This is a genomic window from Asticcacaulis machinosus (assembly GCF_028550435.1).
In the GTDB taxonomy this organism is placed as follows: domain Bacteria; phylum Pseudomonadota; class Alphaproteobacteria; order Caulobacterales; family Caulobacteraceae; genus Asticcacaulis; species Asticcacaulis machinosus.
The window spans coordinates 1,756,304-1,778,702 of record NZ_JAQQKV010000001.1; the positions used below are offsets into that span (position 1 = coordinate 1,756,304).

The window sequence follows — 22,399 nt, forward strand, 5'->3', positions numbered from 1 at the left end:
CGGCATAGTGTCACGAAGTCTGCATGAAACCTTTATGACAATAGACACGCACGGACAGCTTGACTAATTTCACGACGCTTTTGAGAGCCAAAATCACTTAACAGCCCACCCGAAGCGCCCTAATGTCCGCGCTGTAACAGTAAGCTCACGCCAGATACAGGAACCAAATGTCGCACCCCACGGGCACCTCAGCTATGCCCCCGCCGGAACTTACACCCACCCAATGCCTCAGACGGTGGCAAACCCTGGCCGCAGGCCCATCACGTCTGGCAGCGTTATTAAGTCTGTTAGACGTGGTCGCGGCCATAGGATTTGCAGGCGCCTTAAGCGCCATTCTGGGCGGTTTAAGGCTTGAAGGTGCTGGCGGTTTAAATATGTGGTGGGCGCTGATTCTGGTGGCGTCCCTCTGCGCCAAAGCAGGTTTAGGTTATGTAATTCAAAAATTTAACCACAAATCGGCACGAACCATTACCCTTAATGTTCGTATGGATATTACCGGAAGACTTTTGCGCGGCCAAGGCCTTTCCTCAACTCATGCGGTAAAACTTACGTCACTGTTCGAGGATACCGAAGCCCTGGAGGGATACTACGCCCGCTTTCTGCCCGCACGCACACTCGCGGCGATCACCCCCCTGATCGTGATTGCAGTCGTGGCGGTGATGAGCCCACTGTCGGCCCTGATTTTATTGGCCACGCTGCTTCCCTTTGTCGCACTGATGGCGCTGTCGGGCCTGACAACTTCGGCCCAGTCCCGCAAACAGCTTGATGCTTTGGCGCGCCTGTCCAACCTGTTTGCCGACCGGATGCGCGCCCTGCCCCTGATCTTAAGCTTCGACAATGGCCCGGCCCAGACGCGTGCGGTTGATCGCGCCGCCCGTGAGGTATCCGAGCGCACCTTAAGCGTGCTAAAAATCGCCTTTACGGCGTCGGGGATTCTGGAGTTTTTCAGCGCACTCGGTGTGGCTCTGGTCGCCGTCTATTGCGGCTTTGCCCTGCTGGGCCTGCTACCATTTCCGGTAGCGGATGTTCTGGATTTCAGAGGCGGAGATGCCTTTACGGCGGCGTTTTTCGCGTTAGCCTTAAGCCCCGAAGTCTATGCGCCGATGCGCCGCTTAAGCGCCGCCTATCATGACCAGCAAACAGCGGTGGCCGCGACCGAGCGGCTGATGCAGTTGACCCCGCGCGTGAGTGATGCGGCCACCGCTCTGGCCGTTCACGCAGCCCCTGCCATTGCTTTTGATAAGGTTATTGCCCGATTCGAGGACGATCCCGATTACCGTATAGGGCCGGTTAGTTTCGACGCCGCCCCCGGCGAGGTTATAACCATAACCGGCGATACCGGCTCCGGCAAATCGACCCTGCTGCGCCGCCTGCTTAATCCGTCCGAGGCGTTTGACGGCCAGATTTTGATCAACGGAGCGGCTTTGACCGCCGGTATGACCATAGCGCCATCGATTTCATGGATGTCCCAGCACACGCCGATGATAGCGGGGACAATTAGTGATAATCTGCGGCTGTCGAATACGACCTTAACGGACGCCGATATGCAGGACGTGCTGGATATCACTGGCGTATCGTCCATCATTGCTGCCCGCAAGGACGGGCTGGATCACATTCTGGATGAACGTGGGTCGGGATTGTCAGGCGGTGAGCGTCGACGGATCGGACTGGCGCGCGCCCTGCTCAAGCCTGCGCCGATTTTGATACTGGATGAACCGACCGCCGATCTGGATGCTCAGGCCGAAGCGGATATTTTAAAGGCTCTGGCATGGGGTTTCAAAGGCCGCACCGTCATCATGGCGACCCACTCTGAGGCCCTGAAAGCTCTGGCGGATAAGGTGGTGCGGTTATGAGCGCCTTTAAAATCTATTTCAAACAGGCCACCCGTCCGTTCCGCAGCGACCTGATGACCGCAGGCTTAAGTGCCGCCGCCGTCAGCATCGCCGCCGTCTGCCTGTTAGGCGTATCGGGCTGGTTTCTGGCCGGGGCTGCCATTGCTGGTGCCGCTGGCGGGGTGGCGGTGCAGATGTTCAACTATCTGCTGCCCAGTGCCGCCATTCGCTTTTTAGCCATTGCGCGCACCCTGCTGCGCTATGTCGAACGCTACAGCGGCCACGCCGCCGCATTGCGGGCGCTGGCGGTTGTGCGTCCGCACCTGTTCGCGCGTATTGCCACGGCTGATCCTCAAGCTACCCTAAAACTCAGCCGCGGGGAGACCTCCGCGCGCTTTGTGCAGGACATCACCGTGTTGGAAAACCGGCTGGTGGCGCAAAGTGCGCCCGCTTCAGCGATGGGCGGTATCATCGCCGCCATAGCTTTAAGTCTGTTTCTGTCGCCGTGGGCCGCCGTGATTTTCATCGCCGGTCTGGGGGTGACGATTGGCGCCGGAATATGGCTGGGTCAAAAAACCGCCCGTAATGATCAGACCCAGCGCGAGCAGGCAATTCTGGGCGGTTTGAAACAGCGGTTCTTTGAGATTCTGCCCCTGACGCCGGATATTGCCGCCTATGACCTGAGCGAACGCCTTATGGCCGATATGGCCGCGCGGGAATACGATCTGGTCAGCGCAAAATCCGGTCAGATATCGCGGGATGGCCTGATCCAGAGTGTGTCGCTGGTGGTCATGGGGGTGACGCTGGCCGTACTGTTTCTAACCCACCGTGGTCATGACCTGCCGCTATTGGCGCTGGCGGTTCTGGCCATCACAGTCGGGTTTGAGAGTTCCGCGCCCCTGCTTAAGGCCTTCGCCCAAAAGCGTGTTTTTGATGAAGCCGAAACCCGTGTGGCGGACCTCTATGATCAGGCCATACCGCACACCACCGATACCTATGCCCCCCTTACCGACGGTTTGCTAACGATCGGCGGTCAAAATTACCGGCTGGGCCACGATACCCGCTTGCTGATTTCCGGTGCGTCCGGTGCAGGCAAGACGCGGCGGATTGAGATATTGATGGGGCTGCGGCCCGCGGATGCGAACATGGGGCAGTTTAGCCGCAGCCTGTTCAGCTTAAGTCCACAGGATGCCACGCCGCTCAATGGCACAATCCGCGATAATCTGATGATGGCGTTCTCAGCCGAGGCCCTCAAAACCTGCTCCAAAACCGAGCTTGACGCCAGAATGGTGGCAGCACTTAGCGATGCGCAACTGACCTCAAAATCGCTCGATATGTGGATTGGGGACGGCGGCGTTACGCTATCAGGCGGCGAGAAAAAACGCCTCGGCATTGCCCGCGCCCTGCTGCGGGACGCACCCGTACTGATCCTAGATGAGCCGACCGAAGGGCTGGATGCCGACACTGAAAACCGTCTGATTAATGCCCTTGAGACCCGCCTCATCGCTGAACAACGCGGGCTGATCCTGATCAGTCATAAGCCTGCGCCCCGCCGTCTGTGTCGTGAGGTTTTGAATATGGATTGACCGCGCCTGGACGCGGGGATAAGGGCAGTTTCACCAGAGACTACCCCGGAGACGAATATGATCGCTTTTGCCCTTCACGGCGGTGCCGGTGCCAAAGCAGGCCGCGACTACAGCGCCGAGATTGCCGACATGCGCCGCATTGCCGAGGCGGCACGCACGGCGTTGATGGCTGGCGCGACGGCGCTCGATGTGGTGACCGATACGGTGCGCGCGCTTGAAGATTCCGGGCTTTATGTGGCGGGCAAGGGCGCATCGCCCAACCTGAATGGTGAGTTTGAGCTTGATGCCAGTCTCATGAATGGCTTCGACAAATCATGCGGGGCGGTGGCGGCCTTACAGGGCTATGCCAACCCGATTGACGTCGCCCGCGCCGTGATGGAACGCACGCCCCATGTCTTTTTAGCCGGAGACGGCGCCCGCCGGTTTGCGCAAAATCAAGGTTTTGAGGCGCTGAGCGATCCCGAAACCTATTTCACTCGCGCTGGCTTGTTTGAATCCAACCACCCGCCGGGAACCTTGGCGCACGGCACGGTCGGGTGTGTGTGCCTGGACAGTTTCGGCAATCTGGCGGCAGGCACCTCAACGGCAGGTGTGTTTGGCAAGCTGCCGGGACGGGTCGGGGATACGCCGGTCATTGGCTCCGGCACCTGGGCCGACGCGGATGTTGCCGTGTCCTGTACCGGTCAGGGCGAATACTTCATCCGCGCCCAGGTCGCCGCGCAAGTGGCTTATCGCCTCAAGGCAGGTCAGTCTTTGAGCGATGCCACCGCCGCCGCCTTACAGGAGGTGGTCGAATTCGGCGGCGAAGGCGGGCTGATCAGCGTCAGTCGAACGGGCGAGGTGCAGGTTCCATTCCGCTCTGCTGGTATGAAACGGGCGTGGTTTAGCGGCGACACAGAGATCAAATCCGAAGCGTTTTAGCGGGTGAGGACGGCTCATTCCGGCCTTGTGGCCACATAGATCGCGCAAGCCGCAATCGCCACCAAAACGCCCGCAGCCAGAAATATATTCGGTCGCGCGCCCCAGTAAAACAGGCCATAGCCCACGGCCATCCCCCCCAGCGCCATAACCTTGGCCGGACGGGATATGGCCTTGCGGTCATTCCAGTTGCGCAAGGTCGGCCCAAAGCGCGGATGGTTGAGCAGCCATGCTTCAAGCCTTGGTGAGGACTTCCCAAAACACCAGACCGCTACAATCAGGAAAATGGTCGACGGCATCAGCGGCAAAAACGCGCCCACGATACCCAGCCCGACCATGACCAGCCCGGCCACACACCAGATCAGGCGCGCAGGCATAGTTGCGCTTTTACGGGGCCCTTCAGCGCTCATGGCGGGATTTCGTGCAACTCATTCGCACAGCCTAACAGACCCACCCGTCAATGGAAGCCTTAAAGCTTATCTGCGGCACAAGACCACAGCTCAACCCGCCAAATCAGCTCATAAGCGTATCGAAAAACGCGCCGCGCGTGAGCTTGCCCTTAATCTTGCAGATCACATCGACATGGGCTTTGAGACAGACCGTCCCCTCCGGCAGGCGCCTGATGACCTGATCGAATCGCGCGCGCGGACCATGCCGAGTGACGCTTGAGACCACTTCAAAGCGATCTCCGCCCGTCAGCGGCGACAGAAACGTCAGGTCCATGTGCGCGACCATCAGGAAAATTTCCTGCGCCACCAGATCCTTAAAATGCACGCCGCGCGCCTCTAGGAATTCATGGCGGGCGTGTTCGCAATAGACCAGATAATTGGCATTGTTAACGACCCCTTGCGCGTCACATTCGGAATCACGCACCTTCATTTCAACACTGAAACTGTCTGTTTCCGCTGCGCTCATAAGGGCCTCCAGCATAGGTAATCGGCATTTAAGGCTTAAGCGCCGCAAAAGCAATTGCCGTGAATTCTAAACTCTGCCTCTGTCCCGTAACTACGGGACATGACGTTCACGGACAATTCCCTCATAAAGCGAACATCCGGTATAGGGCATTCGAGTGCATGTCCTAAGGAACAAAGGGCGTTTTTCTTTGTTCCTGTGCGGGGTCGATGTGCCGCTCCCCCCCTGAGCACATGGCCCCGTGCAACGGCCAAACCGTTAGTGCGCGTATCTTTTTATATCCCAAGGATAGCCGCCATGAACACTTCGTCCGCCCCGTCAAAACTTCTGGTCATCGATGATTGCGACGCCAATCTGGTGTTTGTGCGCTATATGCTCACGGCGCTCGGTGCCGATTTTGATATCGCCCGTTCTGAGGCCGATGCCGAGGCGTTGATGGATGCACAAGACTACGGCGCCGTGATGATTGATCATCAGGCTATGCGTGTCAATGCGCTGGATATCCTGGCCCGCATCAGGGCCCGCAGTGCCCACCAACCCGTCACGATTGTCACCACGGCTGATCCGTCGCGCCAGACGATCGTGCGCTTCTTTGAGGCTGGCTGTGATCACTTTGTCCATCGCCCATTAACGGCAAAAGCCTTATGCCGGGTCATTCCCAACATGCTGTTTACCAGCGACGAAGCGTTTGCGATGGCCAGTTGAGGTAAATTCTTCCCCACACCACACTGATAGCGCTGTCCTGAGGCGTTCTTTATTTTTTAGTGTGGTGCGACATGGGTATGTGCGTTATGTAGGGCTCGATGCTGATCGAGCCCCGATGCCGCATGGACAGACGACATGGCGCAAGTACCCGCGTTTCAGACCTATCTCGAAGAGATTCATCGGGGCGAAAGCTTTGACGAAATATGGTCGCTGCTCAATCATTATCGGGCCGATCGGGGCTTCCTGAGCCTGACCTACATTCATTTTCCGCCTCTGGGCGCGCTGGATCAGGAAAGACCGCTGGTCGCCGCCGAAGGGTTCCCGGATGACTGGGTAGCGCATTATGTTGCCAACGATTTTGCCGATATTGATCCGGTTCTGGAATTTGCCAAGACGGCCATCATACCTTTCTACTGGTCGAACATCCTGAACGCAGATTATCGCGATGCCGCCCAGTCCTTAGAGGTCAAACGTTTCATTACCGATTTTCTGGAATTCAATGTGGGCGAAGGGCTTGGGTTTCCGCTCTATGGCCCGATGGGGCGAAGGGCTCTGTGTTCAGTGGGGCTACCCATGTTAAAAATGGACGTTGCCCCGGCCCTGCGGCAGGAACTGCAAATTCTGTTTCAGGCCGCACATTTGCGATACTGCGACCTGATCCAGCAAAATCAATCACGTCAGGCCGACCTGTCACCGCGTGAGGTCGAAATCCTGAGTTGGGTTGCGCGCGGCAAATCCAACAGCGTGATTGCCAATATTCTGGATGTGTCCGCCCATACGGTCGACACCCACATGCGACGCATCTACGCCAAGCTGAATGTCACCGACCGGGTTGCGGCGGCTATTTACGGCGTCGGCGCCGGCATACTCAGATAGGCGCGACTCGCCTGAACGTCAGGTTCAAACGCCTTTGTCCGACGCCGGGAAAATCCCCGGCTTTTAGGGGCGCAATGCCGTGAAAATATAGCCGCGACCGCCCTCCGAAGACAAACACATCGCCGTGCCTTAAGATGATCTTGCGCACGTTTGATGACCGTTCCGTCCCGCCCCATAGGAAGACCGCCTCAAGCCCCAGCGATACCGACACGATCGGCTGCGACTGATCCGGTTCATCGCGATCCTGATGCAGCGACATCTTAGCCCCCGGTTCATAGCGGTTGATCAGGCAGACATCAGGATCAAAGCCATTATAACCTGTGGCCTGCGCAGCGCGTACGGCCAATGCGTGAAAGGTTGGCGGCATGGCGGGCCAGAACTTGCCGGTCGCAGGATCACTGGCTTCATAGCGATATCCACGCCGGTCTGATACCCAGCCCTGCGCGCCGCAATTGGTCATGGCCGCCGACATGGCCTTGCCGCCCGGTGTCATCAGATGACGAAAAGGGGCCACCTCAGCCAGAACATCAATCGCCTCCACCAGATCGGTCGCTTGCGCCTGTGCAAAGGCCCGTAATAAAACGGCGCCATCGCCCATGCTCTCCGGGCGACCATCCTCAAATAAATCAAACGTCATGCCGCATCATGGAAAATGATGCCGGCGGAAAAGCGCTCACCGGTGCGAATTGGGCTTACCCCGTGACGCATGGTTACGCGGTAATTCCCGCGTACGCCCCTGACCGGACGGTGGTGAACGGCGATGACCGCCGCATCGCCCCGGTGAAGTGGCACGACCTCGGCCCGCGACTGCATTCGCGGTCGCTGCTCAGTCAGCACCAGTTCCCCACCGGTGAAATCCTCATTCGGTTCCGACAACAGCATAACTACCTGCAACGGAAAGACATGCTCCCCGTATAAGTCCTGATGCAGGCAATTGTAATCGCCCTCATGATAGCGCAAAAGCAGTGGCGTCGGCCGAACCTGCCCGGCCTCATGACAGCGCGCCAGAAAGTCATCGTGATGCAAAGGATAGCGCGTGGCGATATCCATATAGGCGTTCCAGCGGTTAGCGATCGGGGCCAAAATTTCATAGAGATCACGCCGCAGCGCCTGAATTAAGGGCGGCAGCGGATAGCTGAAATACTTATATTCGCCCCGCCCGAAACCATGACGGGCCATGTGGATATGGTTTCTGAATTCCTGATCGTTCGGCCACAGAGCCTTCAACGCGGCACAGTCTTCGGCGCTGATCAGCCCCGGCAACAATCCCCACCCTTGCGCATCCAGTTCGCGCATCAGGCGCGGGGTGTCCGCGCATCTTGAGTCATCATGTACCGGCGAAAACAGCGTGTCCATCACAGAACCGCCTCCCGTTGCAACAGTGCGGCTTTGCGCTCCACACCCCAGCGATACCCGGTCAGAGAGCCATTTTTGCCGACAATTCGATGACAGGGTACGATGACCGCGACATGATTGGCTCCGCAGGCGGCGGCGACCGCGCGCACCGCCTTGGGTTTGCCGACACGCTGCGCCAATTCGCTATAGGTCAGGGTTTCGCCGGCCCGCACAGTCATCAGCGCCTGCCACACGCTGCGCTGAAAGGCTGTGCCGCGCAGATCAAGCGCCCCACCCCAGGCCGTATCCGGCGCATCGATGAGTTGCACAACAGACGAAACCATTGCCGCTAAACCGTCTGCATCTTCTGTTAAGTCGGCCTTTGGAAACCGCGACTGAAGCTCGGCGCGTAAAGCGTCCTCATCGTCATCGATCATCAGGCTGCACAGCCCGTCTTCGCTGCGGGCGACCAGCACCCACCCCAAAGACGATGGCCCGATGGCGTAATGGAGAACTTCGGTGAACATAACATAAACTCCGGTTTCAATTATAGCAGAGCCTGACTATGCAGAATAATTAATTCCATCACCGGCCATTTTCGGACATTTAATCTGGACGTATACCCCCTTTACTAACTGGTCTGTTCCCTTCAGGAGGGTGTAGCCTTAAGAACTCCCCCTGCTTCAGGGGGAGCTTCTGTTTAAGCGACAGCTTAAACAGAAGAGGGGGTTATATGCCTCCGACTTCTGCCTCTAACCCGCCTTCATTTACCCACCTCCGGCCTAACGGCCTCCGCCTCCCCTCCAAGAGGGGAGGTTCTAAGAAAACGAATCCATATTCGATAGCCTCGGTGCGCCGGGAGAGCGGTGGCGGCCGTGCCGTGGCGACCTGAAGAGGCAGCGGAAGGGGGCCTCTTTACATGTCCGAAAATGGCGAGTCGATTCAACGGGACGTGTTATGCTGGCCTTATGAACGATACATCAGACCTCTATTACAACGCCTCCCTTGCCCGTGACACCCGCTTTGACGGCGTATTTTTCATGGGCGTGACTTCGACCGGGATCTACTGCCGTCCGATCTGTCCGGCCAAAAAACCAAGGCCTGATAACTGCCGCTTTTTCGACAGCGCCGAAGCGGCCGAAAAAGCTGCCTTTCGACCCTGCCTGCGTTGCCGGCCTGAACTGGCCCCCGGCCTTGCCCCTATTGATGATGCCGGACGTATCGCCAGCCTGATCGCCCATCGTCTGGAAGAAGGTGTGATTGCCGGCGACAGCAGTTTGGAGGACATCGCTGACCAGTTCGCCCTAAGCGCCCGCCAGATCCGGCGTATTGTGCACAGCGAACTGGGCGTGTCCCCCATTGAACTGATCCAGACGCGCCGTCTACTGCTGGCCAAGCAATTGCTAACCGAAACCCGCCTGCCCGTGACCGAAATCGCCTTTGCCAGCGGTTTTGCAAGCCTGCGCCGATTTAATGATGCCTTTCAGAAGCACTATAAACTGACACCCTCTGGTTTACGCAAAAATACGGACCAGCCCCCCGCCGATACGCTGGAGTTGCGCCTGAGCTACCGCCCGCCCTATGACTGGGACGGTATACTGGCGTTTTTGAAAGGCCGGATCATGACCGGCGTCGATGTCGTTGAGGGCGATACCTACGCCCGCACGGTTGAGATAGGCCCACATAAAGGCTGGATCAGGGTGCGGCATGCGCCCGAAAAATACGCCCTGATCGCCGAAATAGCCCCCGGTCTTTTGCCGGTCTTGCCCGCGCTTTTTGGGCGACTGAAAAACCTGTTCGACCTTCAGGCCCGGCCCGACATCATCAATGCCTGCCTGTCCGAGGATGCCCTATTGCGCCCGTGGGTGGAGCTTAATCCGGGCCAACGCGTGCCCGGCGCTTTTGACGGATTTGAGATGACCATGCGCGCCATTCTGGGTCAGCAGGTCACGGTCAAGGCCGCCACCACCTTATCATGCCGCTTTGCCGATGCGTTTGGGGAGAGCGTGCAGACGCCCATTTCCGGCCTCACACGCTTAAGCCCCAGACCGGAACAGATTGCCGCTGCAACTGTGGATGACATCGCGTCACTGGGCATCATAAGCCGGCGCGCCCAGTGCATGATCGCGGTGGCGGAGGCAGTGTGCGCGGGCACCTTAAGTCTTGAGGCCGGGATCAAACCCGATAAGGTTATCGCGCAACTGACGACCATTCCCGGTATCGGGCCGTGGACCGCGCATTATATCGCCATGCGGGCATTGCGCTGGCCGGATGCGTTCCCAAAGGAAGACATTGCCGTGCTCAATAATCTCAGCCACGGCTTGCCCCAGCGCATCACGCCGAAACAAGCTGAAGCCGCCTCCCAAAACTGGCGGCCGTGGCGCGCCTATGCCGTCATGCACATCTGGAACCGGCCAGCGGATTGACACCACCCTTGCCAAGACCGCGTTAAGTCCGGTATCAGCATAAGCGCTTTCCAAAAAGTGTATGCGGTTTTTGGATCCAAAAGCGCGACAAAACATAAGCATGGAGGTGAGGATGAGACGTCATTTTCTAATGGGTACGCTGGCTCTGGCCGCCACTCACCTGACCGCCTGTTTTCAGCCGCCGCAAGCCGCGAAAAAACCGGAACCTAAAAAACCGGCAGTCATGCCGACACCCCCGCCTCCGCCCCCACCGCCGGTCTTGCCTGATATTACCACCGTGGCGCTTGAGACTTCAAAAGGCGAGATCGTCGTTGAGCTTTATGGCAAGAAAGCCCCGATCACGGTTGCTAATTTCCTGCGTTATGTCGATACAGGTAAGTTCGAGGGCGCCAATTTCTGGCGGGCCATGAAGTCCTATAAGGGCGGCTTTGTGCAGGCTACCGCCAACGGCCACAAATTCGCACCCATTACTCATGAATCGACCAAGATGACCGGCCTCTCCCACACTGACGGCACCATTTCTATGGCGCGTTATGATGTCGGTACGGCCTCCAACGGCTTTACGATCTCGGTCGGCGACATGACCTATATGGATGCGGGTCAGGATGATCCGGATGGTTTCGCAGCCTTCGGTAAAGTCACCAAGGGCATGGATGTGGTCAAAAAAATCCTGAACGGCAAGATCACCAAGGAAAAATTCGAAAGCGGCTGGGACGGGCAAATGCTGGCCGAACCGGTCACCATCCTGTCGGCCAAACGCATAGACGGATCAAAACCACCGGCACCGGTGACGACGCCGGATTAAACCTATTTCGTGTGCGTCAGGGCCTCGAAGGTTGTGAATGCGCCCTTATCGTACCTGAGCATATCAATACGCACGCTGGTGGGGGCGAAATTAAGGATATTAAATCCGTGCGGCTGTCTGCGGATGCGGTGCGACATGCCGGTCGAGGCATTGAGAAACAGGGTCGTATGCCCGGACGTAACGCGTGGTTCGATATAGGCATGATGCTGATGCCCGGCCAGTACGACATCGACCTTAGCCTCATCGACCGCCTCTAAAAACCGCCGCACATTAAACAGGCTGACATCGAGCGGGAAATCCTTGGAATTCATGGCCGGATGATGAACCGCAACCACCCGCCACGGAGGGGTTGAGGCCGCAAAGGTGCGTTTGATATCACGACACTGGCCACGACTTATGGAGCCATTGGCCCAGTTCCAGTGGGGCAGGATCATGCGGGCCGAATTTATGCCCTTAACCTGCACCAACGCCGACTGAAACTGCGGGTTCAGTTCCTGAGCGATGAAGCGCTTGTAGCGGCCAAACGGGCTGATGAAGCGCTCCAGGTCCATACCGGGCAGGTCGTGATTACCAGGTATGCACAGTAACGGACAGGTCAGCTTGGAAAAGAAGGCTTGCGCCTGTTCAAATTCATCAACGGTCGCCGACTGAGTGATATCGCCGCTGGCAATGATCAGATCAAGCTCGGCCCCGTTCAGATGCACCAGCAAGGCATCGCGCACCTCATCTTCGTGGGCGCCGAAATGCAGGTCGGAAATGTGGGCTATCCTCATACCGCCTCCGCCGCTTTTGGCTGCGGAACCAACATCTGGATATGATGTGGCTTAATCGTAAACACCAATGGCGTCATCAGTTCAGCCACCTCGCCGTCGATTGACACCAGTTCTTTTTTACGGTGGGTGTTAAGCGACATGCGCTTACCGACCTGTTCAGACATGTCGGGATCTTTCAGCCAGTTCCCGACCATCAGCCGCAGCAATAACCGTAAATGTGACCAGCGCGATTTAGTGGTCGAGGCATAGATCGCCAGTTCCCCGCCCTGCAAGCTCTCGCGCTTAAAATTACTCTCAGTCCAGCTTGTGGTTTCGGCAAAGCGATTGTTCGAGATCACTACCGCTGCGGCCCGGAACTTTAGACGCGCCCCGTCGATCTGAAGCCTGATGCGCTGGCGCTTGTTCTTATCCAGATGATCAACCACAAACAAAAACAGGCGCGGAATCAGCAGGAAATTATAGCGGGTGCGGTTTTCTTCGCGAAAGACCGACGCCTGCGGCATGGTGCCAATGCTGGCGCAGCACAGGAATAGCTCACCATTGACGAAACCTGCATCAACATCCTGAATGTCATGGCCTTCGGCATAGGCCGTGAGTGCGGCCTGAAGCGAGTTGAGGTTAAGATCCTTGGCCATCAGGTTCATGGTGCCGAACGGCAAAACACCAAAGGCTTTTTTCTTGCCCACTAAAGCCGCAGCCATTTCGCGGATGGTGCCATCACCCCCGCCGATCAGCAACGGCGCATCTGATTTGGCAAATCGCATAAGGGTTTGCGCCATATCGTCGGGTTCGCAGAAACACAGCTCCGCAACCGCGATGCCGCTGGCCTCGATCGCGCTCTCAATGGCCGGCTGGCCCATATTCAGCACCGTGCCGGAACGGTTATTAATCAGTATATTAAAGCCCGTATCCGCCATGTCGCCTCTCAGATCATTGACCTTGAGAATGGCATATCTATTTGTAAATATTCAATAATGCCTGTGACTTTAGAGGCAGTTCAGCCTCTGGGCATCAGCCGTAACAGGGCCAGCATTTCGCCCAGCACATCGAAATTGACCGGCTTGACGAGGTGCAGGTCAAAGCCCGCTTCAGCGGTTTTACGGCGCATAGCGTCATCGCCCCAGCCGGTTTGGGCAATAATTTTCACGCTGCGGGTCTCATGCGCCGCGCGTAAGGCCTGACAGACAGCAATGCCATCCATGCCAGGCATACCGATATCGAGCAAGATGACTTCGGGTTTGAACTCACGCGCGATCTGGAGGGCGGTCGGGCCGTCATAGCAGGCCAGAACTTCATCGCCCCAGCCTTCGATTGCCCATTTCAGCGTCATGGCCGACTGACGATTATCATCAACCACCAGAACCCGCAGCCCGTTCTCAGACAGACCTTCTGGCCATGCCGCATCATCCGCTACACTTACGTTCATCACCCTAACCAAAGCCTTATCTGTCGCGACCCTGCCGTAGCGACACGAGATCACTTAGACGCCTGTCTATAAAAAATCAGTAGGGTAGCCCTGCTTTGGCCGAAATTTCGTCTTACGAGCATTTTTCTTCGCTGCTTATAAGTTTTAACGTCCCGGAAATGACGTTTTGATAAGCTGTGATAGCGTTCATTTAACCGTGGTTTAGCCTAATGTCGTTTTTGTCTCGCCTCTATATGCCCAAGAAACTGATGATCGCCGCCTGGGTCATGATCGCGACCCTGTGTCTGGCCATGACGGCTCAGTACATCTGGCATGTGGACACGATCCGCTACGTCATGACGGTGGTTTACTATCTATTGCTCGATTATGCCTGGGCCAATATCCGCCGTGAGTGGCAAAGACTCGAGGATTAGTTTCTCGCAAAAAAAACGAGCCGTTCTGGCTCGTTCTCGTAGCGGTTTACGCCGCCACCGATGTGGTCGAGGTCTGTTTCGTGCCTTCCGACAGGGCCTGATAGACCGAGGTCATCCACTGGGCGGTCAGGCTGGCGATTTTCGCGGCAGTGTCTTCGCTGACGGTCGCATCGCTTGTGGCGGCTTCGGTCGATGTGGTCTCAGACATCATTGGGGGTGGCGGCCCCTTCGGCGGGCCATTAGCCTTCATGGTTTCGTCAAATGCCGCCTTTTCCTCCTCAGTTACCGAACCATCACCGTCGGCATCCATGTGGCTGAACAATTCCTCGATCATGGACGCATCCGCACTGTCCTCAGATTCTGATGAGGCCAGCATTTCATCAAGACTGACCGTACCGTCCTGATTGGTATCAAGTTCATCAAAAGTTTGGGGGGCCTGACCACCACCACCACCACCGGCAGGTGGCGGGCCGGACGGACGTGATCCGGCGCCTTGGCCTTCTTCCTGAGCCTGCAACATGCTGCCCATAGTCGCAGATGACATGGAACTTGTGAAAAACGCCAGACCTTCTTCTTCGGTGACCGAACCGTCACCATCGGTATCCATGACCGAGAACCGATCCGCCGCCGAAGACGTTGCGGAAGACGATGCCGTAGCACCGGATTGCGTCTTTCCGGATTTACTAGTGGCCTGCGAAGACTCCAGTTCTTCCAGGGTCATTTTGCCATCCCCGTCGGCATCAATGCTGCTGAACAGCTTTGAGTGCATCTGCGACAGAGAGACGCTGGAATAGGCAGATGTCGTACTACCGATCTGCATATTTACCTCCTTTTTTGAGTTTCGGCCCAATCGCCAAAACAAATAAAAAAGGCCATCACTTACTTAACAACATGTTGAATTAACAACAATTTCATCAATTACACAAAATCATGTCCATACATATCAACATACAGCCAACAAGCACTCATTTATGTCATCGAATACACAAAAATATGCAGATACTATCCGGCACAATTTACCGGTCTGCATATTTTTCGCGCTCAGTCTTATTATTTCCTTACGGACATGAAATCACCATGAAATCCCCGCACAGCTCAGCTTAGTTTGATGCGTTTACTGACAACGGAATAACCCATGACCCGCTTTTTTCTGTTCCTGCCTTTGCTGGTGCTGACGGCTCCCGCTGTCGCGCAAATGCCATCCGAAGGTGGCCCCGACCGCCCCGCCATCAACCAGATTTTCTTCAGCCCGTCAGGTGAAGTGTTTCGTGCCAAAACCCCGGCGCCCTATCCGGTCGCTGACTGGTTCAAAAAAGCCGATGCCGACAGTGATGGCAAATTGACGCGGGCCGAGTTCGTGGCCGATGCCAAACGCTATTTCGCCGTCATCGATAAGGACGAAAACGGTGTGATTTCCTCACCGGAGAACACCCGCTACGAAGAAGAACTGGCCCCCGAAATTCTGTCGCGCGTGCCCATGATCACCCAGCCGCCAAAGGGACGCACCACAGATGCCGAGGGTAAACCCTTATCCAATCAGCCCTATCAGCGCCAGATCACCGGCGCCGCCCAGTTCAGCCTGATCAATGAGCCACAACCCGTGCGCGGGGCCGATGCCAATTTCGATTTCAAGATCACCTCTGCCGAATGGGAATCAGCCTCTCTGGCGCGGTTCCGCCTGCTGGATAAAGATAGCGACGGCGCCCTCACCCTCGACACCCTTTCCAAAACCCCCATGCAGCAAGCCCTTGAGGCTCCCCGCGATGGCAAGGACAAAAAACGACGCCGATAACATGGCTAATCTGGCGGCAAGTAGTATTAAATGATACAACTTGCCGCCAGGCAGTATTGATTGCGGTCACTATTGTTGCATTCGCAACAAATAAGCAAAATCAAAAATTCAAGGCGCTTTTTTGCACTTAAAAGCCAGATTTAAGGCTGCTTTTTTCCATTTAATACCAGCGTTTGGTATAAGTTTTTATGCAACCCCGCGCCTTTCGTATAAAAGCTTACGCTTTCGTAAGATTTACGACCCTTTCATCTCGCCTCAACTTTGGCGATGTGTTACCAAGGCAACCCCTTAAATCATTGACGGCGGCGTTGCGTGCCTAAAAAAGTTCATAAGCTCGGTTTGTTTGGTCTTGGCGCGTTTGGCCGCCTGATTGTGCGCCACCTGTCGCCCTATTTCGACATTCTGGCCTATGACCCCTCCCCCGAAGCGAAAGCCTACGCCAAACGCCACAATGTCGAGCTGGTATCGCTGGAAGAAGCCGCCGCCAATAAGATCGTTATACTGGCCACGCCAATCCGCACGCTAAAAGCCCTGGCCGAACAGATCGCCCCCCATGTGCCGCTCAACGGTCTGGTGATCGATGTCGGCTCGGTTAAGGTCAATCCGGCCCAGTGGCTGACCGACGCCCTGCCCAAATCGGTGTGCGTCCTGTGCACCCATCCGCTGTTCGGACCACAATCGGCGCGTTACGGCATTCATAATATGGAAATTGTCGTCTGCCCGGTGCGGGTGCGCCACCTGCCGCCGATCGTGAAATTCCTTGAGAAAACACTGGATCTTAAGGTGTCGGTGACGACCCCCGAAGTTCATGACCGCGCTCTGGCCGCCGTGCAGGGCCTGACCCACCTGATCGCCAAGGTGCTCAACGGCATGGGCTCCCTGCCGACCGAACACACCACCCGTTCCTATGACCTTTTGATGCAGGGCGTCGGTTTGGTCTCCGGCGACAGTGATGAGTTGTTTATGTCGATTGAGCGCGACAACCCGTTCGCCGCCGAAATCCGCAAGCGTTTTTTCCATGAAATCGACAGTCTGCGTACTCGCCTGGAAAATGGGCATAAGTAGTCAAGCGCTCATGCGCCGCGCAGGCTCGCCGCACACCTCAGCGTACTAACGCTACGCTCCTTGAGCACAATTGCCGGCGCACGGTCGTGCTTGCCAACAGCTTCGCAGTTGGAGAGCCTAAACCGCCTTTTCCGTGGGCTTAGGCTCACGTTTGGTTGTCCGCAGCACCCGTGTGCCGCGGCCTTCAGGGGCATGGATCGCCAGACGGGCGCGGAACTCATCGCGCTTGTCATGGATCGAGGCCAGCACCAGCCCCATCGGCACGCCCAGATCCACCAGCGTGTTTTCCGCCAGTTGCAGTGACGCCTCAATCGTTTCCGGCACCGCGTCCGTCACGCCCAGCTCATACAGCCGCTCAGCATGATGCGCATCCCGTGCCCGCGCGATCAGGCAAATATCGTCGCGCAATGACCGCACGGCCTTGACGACATTATCGGTAAAGGCGGCATTTGAGACCGTCACCACCACGGCTTTGCGGTGCTCAAGGCCTAAGCGCGCCAGAAACTCGACATTGGACGCATCGCCATACCAGGTTTCAAGGTGTTGCGACCGCGCCCGTGAGGTCACCTTCGGATTCACATCCACGATCGTAAAGCTGATATTGTGCCGCCCCAGCATGTCAACCACCAGTTCACCCACGCGGCCATAGCCGACCACCAGAACCTCATTAGGAACCTCAGTGACCATATCCGGGGCCGCCGATGGTTCGGCTTCCTTTTGCGGGCTGAAACGTTTGGTAAAACGGGTCACGGCCGTGCCGATCACAGGCAAAAGAAACAGGCTGATGATGGCAGCGAGAATAACCGCCTGACCGATCTGCGGATCAATTAGTTTGCGCCCCATGCCCTCATCAATAATGACGAACGCAAACTCGCCCGCCGGCCCCAAAAGGGCCGCCACTTCAAGTGCTGCGGCCCGCGGCAGGCCATAAAGCCGCGCCAGAGGGTAAACGACCACAACCTTAAGCGCGATCAGTCCACCCGCCAGCGCCAGCACCAGTACCGGAGAAGCCATGACGGCGTCGATATCCAGCCGCGCCCCGACAGTGACGAAAAACAACCCCAGCAGCAGCCCCTTGAACGGCTCGATCATAAGCTCGATTTCGCGCCGGTACTCCGTCTCGGCCAGCAGCAGGCCGCCGACAAACGCCCCCATAGCCATAGACAGGCCCGCCATCACCGCCGCCTGCCCCGAAATCAGCACGACCAAGAGACACGCCGCCATAAAAATTTCCGGGCTTTTGGTCAGGGCTGCCGATTTAAACAATGGCCGCAGCAGCATCCGACCGCCTAAAACCAAAAGCGCCATGACCACAATCGTAGGGATGATCGCCAGAACGCCCTGAACGCCAGTGGGGCCACCTTCGCCGCCGGCCAGCACAATGACGGCAATCAGGATCGGCGCCACCGCCAGATCCTGCGCCAGCAGAACCGAAAACACGCTGCGGCCGGTGGCGGTGTTGAGCTTTTTCAGTTCCGCCAGCACCGGCATGACCATGGCCGTCGACGACAGGGCCAGCGCCATAGCCAGCGCGATCGCACTTTCCGGTGGGCGCTTCATCATCAGGAACAGACCAAACAGCACCAGCGTACACAGGATGATCTGAAGCATCCCAAGCCCGAACACCATCCGCCGCATGGCCTTGAGGCGCTCCCACGTCAGTTCCAGTCCAATGGCAAACAACAGGAACACCACGCCCAGTTCAGCCAGATTGTGGATGTCTTCGGATTGGGTAACCGTAAACTTGGCCAGCACCGGCCACATATCCGCCAGCCGCCCCAGCCCGTCCGGCCCCAGAATGACGCCGACCATCAGGAACCCCAGAACCGGCGAAATCCTGAAGCGGTTAAACAGCGGTACAAACACCGCCGCCGCCGTCAGAAACACGATTCCCACGGCATATTGACCGCTGATGGCCGCGGCATGTCCAACCACCGGTGCGGCCTGCACCGTGTGGGCAAGGATATCCGAGGCCATTACGCAACCATCCTTTTCGTCATGGGGTTGAAAATCACATTCCTGTCCCCAAAAAGAAAGCCCCAAAGCTGATCAGGGCTCAAAAAAATCTGAAAAAATACCGCCTGATACAGAGAAAATTCATGACAAATCCGTCGCAAAGTGCTCATTTCCAAAACTGGTTTCAAATGTGCTTAATTTCGAGGTATTTCATGATCCGCCTGCGTCTTTTATCTACTCTGGCGTCCGCCGCCCTGATTGCCGGTTCTGCGCAGGCCGACACCCGTCAGTGTATTGATCAGGACTGCCGCTTTGAGACTCTGCATGGTCTGGAAAGCCTGACCGCCGCCGATGAAGCGGGATCGACAGTGGCCGAGACGTTTGGCACCTGGGGCTTTGATGTGGCGGGCATGGACACCTCGGTTAAGCCGGGCGATGACTTCAGCACCTATGCGGGCGGCAAGGCGATCGCGACCATTGAAATCCCCGCCGATCGCACCAATTACGGCAGCTTTTATGCCCTGCGCACCCTGTCGGAAAATCGCCTCAAGGCCTTAATTGACAAGCTGGCCGCAGCCGAAGGGCTGAGCGGCGACGACCTGAAGGTTGCCGATTTCTATAAGTCTATGATGGATCAGGCGCGCAAAGAGCAACTCGATATTGCCCCGGTCTATCCTCTGCTGGCCGACATCCGAAAGATAAAAAGCCACCGCGAGATGGCCGCCTTTATGGGCCGCACTCAGGGCACCTTTGGGTCATCCGTGTTCGGCGCAAGTATTTATGACGACGCCAAGAACCCGCAGATTAATACGCTCTATATGAGCACCAGCGGCCTTAGCCTGCCCGACCGGGATTATTACCTCAAGCCTGAATTCGCCGACAAGAAAGCCAAATACGAGGCCTATATCACCGACATGCTGCGTATGGCGGGCGTACCTGATGCCGCCAGAACAGCCGCAGACGTGGTGGCGTTTGAGACAAAACTGGCCGACGCAAGCTGGACACGGGTTGAGAGCCGTAACCGTGACAAGACCTATAACCCGATCACCCCGGCGGAGTTAAAAACCTTTGCCCCCGGTTTTGACTGGGCCGCCTTTATGGCCAGCGCGGACCTAAAGAGCGCCCAAACCATCGTCATGCGCCAGAACACGGCCTTTCCGAACTTCGCCAAAATCTATGCCGATACGCCGATCGAAACGCTCAAGGCCTGGCAGACCTTTAAGGTGTTAAACCAATCAGCGCCTTACCTTTCGACACGGTTTTCACAGCGCGCATGGGAATTCAATTCCCGCGACCTGTCAGGCGCGCTTGAACAACGTGCCCTGTGGAAGCGTTCAATCAGCGTGACCGAATCTTATCTGGGCGAAGCCTTGGGACGGGCCTATGTTGCCGAATATTTCCCGGCCGAGTCCAAGACCAAAATGGAAACTCTGGTCGCTGACCTGCGATCCGCGCTGAAAATCCGCATCGATAATCTGGCGTGGATGTCGCCGCAAACCAAGGTCAAGGCGCAGGAAAAACTGTCGAAATTCCACGTCAAGATCGGTTACCCGGACACATGGAAAGACTATTCCAAACTCAGCATCAGACAGGATGACTTGATCGGCAATATTGCCCACGCGCAAAATCATGAATGGGCTGAAGATGTCGCCAAGCTGGGTAAGCCCGTCGACCCTGAGGAATGGGGTATGACCCCGCAGACGGTCAACGCCTATTATAACTCAGTGAAGAACGAGATTGTGTTTCCTGCCGCTATTTTGCAAGCCCCGTTCTTTGACCCCAACGCCGATCCAGCCGTCAATTACGGTGCGATTGGCGGCGTGATTGGTCACGAGATCATCCACGGTTTTGACGATCAGGGCCGCAAATCCGATGGTGACGGGGTCTTGCGCGATTGGTGGACCGCGGAGGATGCCGCCAAATTTGAGGCGCAGGCCGCAAAGCTTGGCGCGCAGTACGATAGCTATGAGCCCCTGCCCGGCGCCAGGGTGCAGGGTAAGCTGACTATGGGCGAAAACATTGCCGATCTGGGCGGCATTGTGCTGGGGCTGGATGCCTATCGCCTGTCCCTAAAAGGCGCGCCCGCGCCGGCTCTTGATGGGTTCACGGGTGATCAGCGGGTCATGCTGGGCTGGTCGCAGGTCTGGCGCTCCAAATACCGTGACGACGCCCTGCGCCAGCAGGTCGTCTCCGACCCGCACGCCCCGGCCAGCTTCCGCATCATTGGCCCGCTGCGCAATGTCGATGACTGGTATAAGGCCTTTGGCGTCGCTGATGGCAAATATTATCTGACGCCTGAAGAGCGCGTGCGTCTTTGGTAGGACAAAAACGGGCTCCGGCGGAGCCCGTTTTTTTAGCCTTGAGCCCGGTCTGACCACATGAGGCCAAACAGTCGCAGCAGCAAACCTGCGAACAGGACGCCCGCACCGATTTGGGCCTGCATCTCATAGCGCCCGAAGTGGCCCGACATATCATAAGTGGTCGACGGCAGTTGTCCGACGCTCACATATACCGCCAGCAATATGCCAATCGGCGCAATCATCAGGGCAGACCCCAGAATCATAGTGGTACGGGCCGAAAATTTGAAACGAGCCATGTGCGACTCTTTAATCCTAACATCCCCTCGCGAAACCGCGCGCCGGTAAGCCAACGCTTTCTGCGTTTACGGCAGAAGCATGAAACCAGCGCTTTAACACGGGGACAGAATGTGCTATGAACGCCGTTCACTGTTTCTGTATAAATAATTTCTGAACATTGTTCAATAAATATTTTGAACGACGTTCATATTTTTGAGTGCATCATGTCATCACCCACCATGTCCGCCCGCCGTCAGGCCCAGCTTGAAGCCCTGCTCGATGCTGCCGAGGCCCGCATCAGCACCGATGGTATAGACAATCTCAAAGCCCGCGATCTGGCGGCGGACATTGGGATTGCGCTGGGTGGGCTTTATAATCTGGTCGCGGATATGGAAATGCTGTCTTTGCTGGTTGCACAACGCACCATGACCCGTCTGGATAAGGCGTTTACTGAGGCCGCCCAAGCCCCCTTGACGGATAACGCCAGTGCCGTGGCCCGCCTGGAAGGCATAGCTCATACCTATTATCGCTTTGCGCGGGAAAATCTGCTGCTATGGCGGGCGATGTTTGAAATGAGGCTGAAAAACACGCCCCTACCCGAATGGAACAAAAACGCCCAGTTCGGCCTGTTCGCCCATGTCGCGGCACCGCTGAAAGTACTGATGCCAGAGGCCGATGATATGGCCGTTACCGTCACCGCCCGCACCCTGTTTTCCGCCGTGCATGGCATAGTGGTCATCGCGTTAGAGGAACGCATCATCGCGATCCCGAATGAGTCGGTTGAACACCAGATAAGCTGGCTGATCCGCGCTGCCTGCGATAGTCTTTAAATTTAAGGATGACAATTTGCCGAAAGACAATGTGGCCGGTCATGGACGCACAAAATCATGGACGCACAAAATCATGGACGCACAAAATTATAATTTTGACAAAATTGTCAAAATTTCTTCTTTACTTATGCAATTGTGAATTTACTACGAAAAGCAGATAGGCATTTGGACAT

The 22,399-nt window shown here is 56.8% G+C and carries 23 protein-coding genes; 12 read left to right on the top strand and 11 right to left on the bottom strand.

All coding sequences use genetic code 11. The features are described from left to right. The first annotated feature begins 167 nt into the window (after positions 1-167). Genes PQU98_RS08010 through PQU98_RS08020 form a run of 3 tightly spaced genes read left to right on the top strand, consistent with a single transcriptional unit; the run spans position 168 to position 4,339 of the window. Positions 168-1,853 (top strand): ABC transporter ATP-binding protein/permease, encoded by a 1,686-nt coding sequence (locus PQU98_RS08010; protein WP_272744376.1) that lies wholly within the window; start codon positions 168-170, stop codon positions 1,851-1,853. Beyond that, complete coding sequence (locus PQU98_RS08015) at positions 1,850-3,418, top strand: ATP-binding cassette domain-containing protein (RefSeq protein WP_272744377.1); 1,569 nt, start codon at positions 1,850-1,852, stop codon at positions 3,416-3,418. The genes PQU98_RS08010 and PQU98_RS08015 overlap by 4 nt, the downstream gene beginning before the upstream one ends. 57 nt (positions 3,419-3,475) lie before the next feature. Continuing rightward, positions 3,476-4,339: an isoaspartyl peptidase/L-asparaginase family protein gene (locus PQU98_RS08020; protein ID WP_272744378.1), complete on the top strand. Its 864-nt coding sequence runs from the start codon at positions 3,476-3,478 to the stop codon at positions 4,337-4,339. A 14-nt stretch (positions 4,340-4,353) separates the two neighbouring features. Here the strand turns inward: PQU98_RS08020 and PQU98_RS08025 are convergent, their stop codons facing one another. Beyond that, complete coding sequence (locus PQU98_RS08025; RefSeq protein ID WP_272744379.1) at positions 4,354-4,713, bottom strand: YbaN family protein; 360 nt, start codon at positions 4,711-4,713, stop codon at positions 4,354-4,356. Between the two features lie 136 nt (positions 4,714-4,849). Continuing rightward, positions 4,850-5,251: an acyl-CoA thioesterase gene (locus PQU98_RS08030; protein ID WP_272744380.1), complete on the bottom strand. Its 402-nt coding sequence runs from the start codon at positions 5,249-5,251 to the stop codon at positions 4,850-4,852. 294 nt (positions 5,252-5,545) lie between these two features. On the opposite strand from PQU98_RS08030, the gene PQU98_RS08035 reads away from it, so the two are divergent. Then, positions 5,546-5,953 (top strand): response regulator, encoded by a 408-nt coding sequence (locus PQU98_RS08035; RefSeq protein ID WP_272744381.1) that lies wholly within the window; start codon positions 5,546-5,548, stop codon positions 5,951-5,953. Positions 5,954-6,088: 135 nt separating this feature from the next. Continuing rightward, a complete protein-coding gene (locus tag PQU98_RS08040) occupies positions 6,089-6,829 on the top strand; it encodes a LuxR family transcriptional regulator (RefSeq protein WP_272744382.1) in 741 nt (246 codons plus the stop codon). Here the strand turns inward: PQU98_RS08040 and alkB are convergent. The 3 genes from alkB to PQU98_RS08055 are packed head-to-tail and all read right to left on the bottom strand — an operon-like array spanning position 6,822 to position 8,691. Beyond that, a complete protein-coding gene (gene alkB / locus PQU98_RS08045) occupies positions 6,822-7,466 on the bottom strand; it encodes a DNA oxidative demethylase AlkB (protein ID WP_272744383.1) in 645 nt (214 codons plus the stop codon). The two genes, PQU98_RS08040 and alkB, sit on opposite strands and share 8 nt — an antisense overlap. Beyond that, entirely contained in the window at positions 7,463-8,185 is a 723-nt protein-coding gene (locus tag PQU98_RS08050) for a 2OG-Fe(II) oxygenase (RefSeq protein ID WP_272744384.1), read from the bottom strand. Before PQU98_RS08050 ends, alkB begins: the two co-directional genes overlap by 4 nt. After that, positions 8,185-8,691: a methylated-DNA--[protein]-cysteine S-methyltransferase gene (locus PQU98_RS08055; RefSeq protein WP_272744385.1), complete on the bottom strand. Its 507-nt coding sequence runs from the start codon at positions 8,689-8,691 to the stop codon at positions 8,185-8,187. The genes PQU98_RS08050 and PQU98_RS08055 overlap by 1 nt, the downstream gene beginning before the upstream one ends. 441 nt (positions 8,692-9,132) lie before the next feature. Here PQU98_RS08055 and PQU98_RS08060 point away from each other — a divergent pair, with 441 nt between their 5' ends. Both PQU98_RS08060 and PQU98_RS08065 read left to right on the top strand, forming a co-directional pair. Further along, on the top strand, positions 9,133-10,590 hold the full coding sequence (locus PQU98_RS08060) for an AlkA N-terminal domain-containing protein (protein ID WP_272744386.1): 1,458 nt from the start codon (positions 9,133-9,135) through the stop codon (positions 10,588-10,590). Positions 10,591-10,702: 112 nt separating this feature from the next. Then, on the top strand, positions 10,703-11,395 hold the full coding sequence (locus tag PQU98_RS08065; RefSeq protein ID WP_272744387.1) for a peptidylprolyl isomerase: 693 nt from the start codon (positions 10,703-10,705) through the stop codon (positions 11,393-11,395). 2 nt (positions 11,396-11,397) lie between these two features. Here the strand turns inward: PQU98_RS08065 and PQU98_RS08070 are convergent, their stop codons facing one another. From PQU98_RS08070 to PQU98_RS08080, 3 genes are all read right to left on the bottom strand, one after another. Next, the gene (locus PQU98_RS08070; RefSeq protein ID WP_272744388.1) at positions 11,398-12,168 is read right to left on the bottom strand and encodes a metallophosphoesterase family protein; all 771 of its coding nucleotides are present in this window, start codon (positions 12,166-12,168) and stop codon (positions 11,398-11,400) included. Beyond that, entirely contained in the window at positions 12,165-13,085 is a 921-nt protein-coding gene (locus PQU98_RS08075; protein WP_272744389.1) for a diacylglycerol/lipid kinase family protein, read from the bottom strand. The genes PQU98_RS08070 and PQU98_RS08075 overlap by 4 nt, the downstream gene beginning before the upstream one ends. Before the next feature lie 80 nt (positions 13,086-13,165). Further along, positions 13,166-13,594: a response regulator gene (locus PQU98_RS08080; protein WP_272744390.1), complete on the bottom strand. Its 429-nt coding sequence runs from the start codon at positions 13,592-13,594 to the stop codon at positions 13,166-13,168. A gap of 209 nt (positions 13,595-13,803) precedes the next feature. Between PQU98_RS08080 and PQU98_RS08085 the strand changes: the two genes are divergently transcribed. Continuing rightward, complete coding sequence (locus PQU98_RS08085) at positions 13,804-14,007, top strand: hypothetical protein (protein WP_272744391.1); 204 nt, start codon at positions 13,804-13,806, stop codon at positions 14,005-14,007. 46 nt (positions 14,008-14,053) lie between these two features. On the opposite strand, the gene PQU98_RS08090 is transcribed toward PQU98_RS08085, so the two are convergent. Continuing rightward, positions 14,054-14,827: an EF-hand domain-containing protein gene (locus PQU98_RS08090; protein ID WP_272744392.1), complete on the bottom strand. Its 774-nt coding sequence runs from the start codon at positions 14,825-14,827 to the stop codon at positions 14,054-14,056. 315 nt (positions 14,828-15,142) lie between these two features. Between PQU98_RS08090 and PQU98_RS08095 the strand changes: the two genes are divergently transcribed. Further along, entirely contained in the window at positions 15,143-15,799 is a 657-nt protein-coding gene (locus PQU98_RS08095; RefSeq protein ID WP_272744393.1) for an EF-hand domain-containing protein, read from the top strand. Positions 15,800-16,111: 312 nt separating this feature from the next. Then, a complete protein-coding gene (locus PQU98_RS08100) occupies positions 16,112-16,864 on the top strand; it encodes a prephenate dehydrogenase/arogenate dehydrogenase family protein (RefSeq protein ID WP_272744394.1) in 753 nt (250 codons plus the stop codon). Positions 16,865-16,981: 117 nt separating this feature from the next. On the opposite strand, the gene PQU98_RS08105 is transcribed toward PQU98_RS08100, so the two are convergent. After that, positions 16,982-18,841 (bottom strand): cation:proton antiporter domain-containing protein, encoded by a 1,860-nt coding sequence (locus tag PQU98_RS08105; protein WP_272744395.1) that lies wholly within the window; start codon positions 18,839-18,841, stop codon positions 16,982-16,984. A gap of 191 nt (positions 18,842-19,032) precedes the next feature. Here PQU98_RS08105 and PQU98_RS08110 point away from each other — a divergent pair, with 191 nt between their 5' ends. Further along, complete coding sequence (locus tag PQU98_RS08110; RefSeq protein ID WP_272744396.1) at positions 19,033-21,141, top strand: M13 family metallopeptidase; 2,109 nt, start codon at positions 19,033-19,035, stop codon at positions 21,139-21,141. A 32-nt stretch (positions 21,142-21,173) separates the two neighbouring features. Here PQU98_RS08110 and PQU98_RS08115 read toward each other — a convergent pair whose 3' ends face one another. Continuing rightward, positions 21,174-21,416 (bottom strand): hypothetical protein, encoded by a 243-nt coding sequence (locus PQU98_RS08115; protein ID WP_272744397.1) that lies wholly within the window; start codon positions 21,414-21,416, stop codon positions 21,174-21,176. A gap of 204 nt (positions 21,417-21,620) precedes the next feature. On the opposite strand from PQU98_RS08115, the gene PQU98_RS08120 reads away from it, so the two are divergent. Beyond that, positions 21,621-22,226, top strand: coding sequence for a TetR/AcrR family transcriptional regulator (locus PQU98_RS08120; protein ID WP_272744398.1), 606 nt, complete (start codon positions 21,621-21,623; stop codon positions 22,224-22,226). Positions 22,227-22,399 lie beyond the last annotated feature (173 nt).